Genomic DNA, 2,617 nt, shown 5'->3' on the forward strand with positions numbered 1-2,617 from the left:
GAAATCGCTTCACCGGTGAGAAAGTTGAAAATAGTACATTTTTTAACTGCGATTTTTCAGGTGCCGACCTGAGCGGCACTGAATTTATCGGCTGCCAGTTCTATGATCGCGAAAGTCAGAAAGGGTGCAATTTTAGTCGCGCAATGCTGAAAGATGCCATTTTCAAAAGCTGTGATTTATCAATGGCAGATTTCCGCAACGTCAGTGCCTTGGGCATTGAAATTCGCCACTGCCGCGCACAAGGCGCAGATTTCCGCGGTGCAAGCTTTATGAATATGATCACCACGCGCACCTGGTTTTGCAGCGCATATATCACTAATACTAATCTAAGCTACGCCAATTTTTCGAAAGTCGTGTTGGAAAAGTGTGAGCTGTGGGAAAACCGCTGGATGGGGACTCAGGTACTGGGTGCGACGTTCAGTGGTTCAGATCTCTCCGGCGGCGAGTTTTCGACTTTCGACTGGCGAGCAGCAAACTTCACACATTGCGATCTGACCAATTCGGAGTTAGGTGACTTAGATATTCGGGGTGTTGATTTACAAGGCGTTAAGTTAGACAGCTACCAGGCATCGTTGCTCATGGAGCGGCTTGGCATCGCTGTGATTGGTTAGTTCAGCGTTTACACCGGGAGATGCGTTTGACGATTTACTTTTAAGGGGTTCCTGTATCTAATTTTTTGCTGGACATTCATACCCGCGATCATCGCGTTTATTGAGTTTATTATTTATCTATGCGATTCCGATGAAAAATTCGCACGAAAATATGGCTAACTCATAGCAAAAAAAAAGCCCCCTAAGGGCTTTTTTTTGTACCTGACGGTCAGACCGATTAAACATAACATCCCTTGCCCGCACCCCCGCAGGCGCCCTCAGCGCAATCCTGCTGCATCAGGGCCGTTTCCAGCACCTTTCCTCACCAGTATCCCGGAAAAACGCCCCTGATGATTTCTGCGCGACTGCATGGCTATGCACGCAGGTGAATGGCAGGTGATTTCGCAGCGTCAGCACCACTAAACCGCCAAAAGCCAAAATCAGCGGCGCGGCGCGCGCGGACGTGACCAGGCAAAATCGGACTGCTGCCGCTCATCCTCACGTAATGCACGCTGGCGGTCGGCGTAACGCTGCAACTCAATTTGCGCACGCGCTCTGTTCAGGACGATGTGCCGGTTAGGCTGATTTAGCTTTTTACCTGACGCTCTTTCAGCTGCGGCAACAGCATCATCAAGAAATTTTTTCTCTGCAGGCGTCAAGTTTGTCAGTCTGGCCATAACGTTCTCCAGTCAGAATAAATCAGCACAGTCTGCCAGACACAGTAGAAACGATGAAGCGCCAGCGACGGTGAAAGGCAGTCAGAAACGGTGAACGGGAGCGGATTTTAATCCGGTGCCGTGAGGCGTTGGACAAGCCGCAGGCGCGTCATTAGCTTTTAGCCGGTTTCGGGGCGCAGCCCTGAACCAGTCACGTAGCGCTAGCGGAGTGTATACTGGCTGACTATGTTGGCACGGATGTGGAAATCAGTGAAGTGCTTCATGTAGCAGGAGAAAAAAGGCGGCACCAGCGCGTCAGCAGGATATGTAGTACAGGATATATTCCGCTTCCTCGCTCACTGACTCGCTGCGCTCGGTCGTTCGGCTGCGGCGAGCGGTGCCGGCTTACAGGCGGGGCGGAAATTTCCTGGGAGATACCAGGAAGGAGCTTAACAGGGAAGAGATAAGGCCGCGGCGAAGCCGTTTTTCCATAGGCTCCGCCCCCCTGACAAACATCATGAAATCTGACGCTCAAATCAGTGGTGGCGAAACCCGATGCGGCTTAAAGATACCAGGCGTTTCCCCCTGGTGGCTCCCTCGTGCTCCCCCGCATTCCTGCCTTTCGGTTTACCGGTGTCATTCCGCTGTTATGGCCGCGTTTATCTCATTCCACGCCTGACACTCAGTTCCGCGAAGGCAGTTCGCTCCTGGATGGACTGTATGCACGAACCCCCCGTTCAGTCCGACTGCTGCGCCTTATCCGGTAACTATCATCTTGAGTCCAACCCGGAAAGACACGACTTATCGCCACTGGCAGCAGCCACTGGTAACTGATTTAGAGGAGTTAGTCTTGAAGTTATGCGCCTGTTAAGGCTAAACTGAAAGAACAGATTTGGTTACTGCGCTCCTCGTAAGCCAGTTACCACGGTTCAAAGAGTTGCTGCTCTGAGAACCTTCGAAAAACCGCCTTGCAGGGCGGTTTTTTCGTTTACAGAGCAAGAGATTACGACGCCACAGAAAGGATCTCAAGAAGATCCTTCACCGTAATGGAAATCTATCCAATCCGAGCACATAGGATACACATCGTTATAACGCTGGATCTGCGTGAATTCCAGCAGCAGCAAGAGAAAGACTTTCTACAAACCAGCTTACAGCAGGCTAAATTTAACCAGAAAAAAGCCGCTGAATTACTGGGTCTGACTTATCATCAGCTACGTGCCTTGCTGAAGAAACACCAGATCTAATACGCATTTGCAGGTGTCATACTGGCGGGTTTGACGCATAACGTCATAAGGTTTACCATGGCGTCATTACTGTATAAAAACACAGGCATAGATATGACTCTGGCATTAGTTGGCGAAAAAATTGACA

Annotated in this window: 3 protein-coding genes and 2 pseudogenes; 4 read left to right on the forward strand and 1 reads right to left on the reverse strand. The window is 50.4% G+C overall.

All coding sequences use genetic code 11. From position 1 onward, the window contains the following. The coding region (locus tag AC0XWG_RS26135) for a QnrB family quinolone resistance pentapeptide repeat protein (RefSeq protein ID WP_475681180.1) at positions 1-611 on the forward strand (611 nt) is incomplete at its 5' end. 42 nt (positions 612-653) lie between these two features. Beyond that, positions 654-770 (forward strand): annotated as a pseudogene (locus tag AC0XWG_RS26140) (TM2 domain-containing protein); the annotation flags it as partial. Between the two features lie 260 nt (positions 771-1,030). On the opposite strand, the gene AC0XWG_RS26145 reads toward AC0XWG_RS26140, so the two are convergent. Continuing rightward, the gene (locus tag AC0XWG_RS26145) at positions 1,031-1,267 is read right to left on the reverse strand and encodes a hypothetical protein (protein WP_012772745.1); all 237 of its coding nucleotides are present in this window, start codon (positions 1,265-1,267) and stop codon (positions 1,031-1,033) included. A gap of 699 nt (positions 1,268-1,966) precedes the next feature. On the opposite strand from AC0XWG_RS26145, the gene AC0XWG_RS26150 reads away from it, so the two are divergent. Continuing rightward, positions 1,967-2,080 (forward strand): hypothetical protein, encoded by a 114-nt coding sequence (locus tag AC0XWG_RS26150; protein ID WP_032667588.1) that lies wholly within the window; start codon positions 1,967-1,969, stop codon positions 2,078-2,080. 254 nt (positions 2,081-2,334) lie between these two features. Beyond that, a pseudogene (locus AC0XWG_RS26155) lies at positions 2,335-2,490 on the forward strand (helix-turn-helix domain-containing protein); the annotation flags it as partial. Between the last annotated feature and the right edge of the window lie 127 nt (positions 2,491-2,617).

The sequence above is a fragment of the Enterobacter sp. DVT3837 genome, assembly GCF_056238685.1.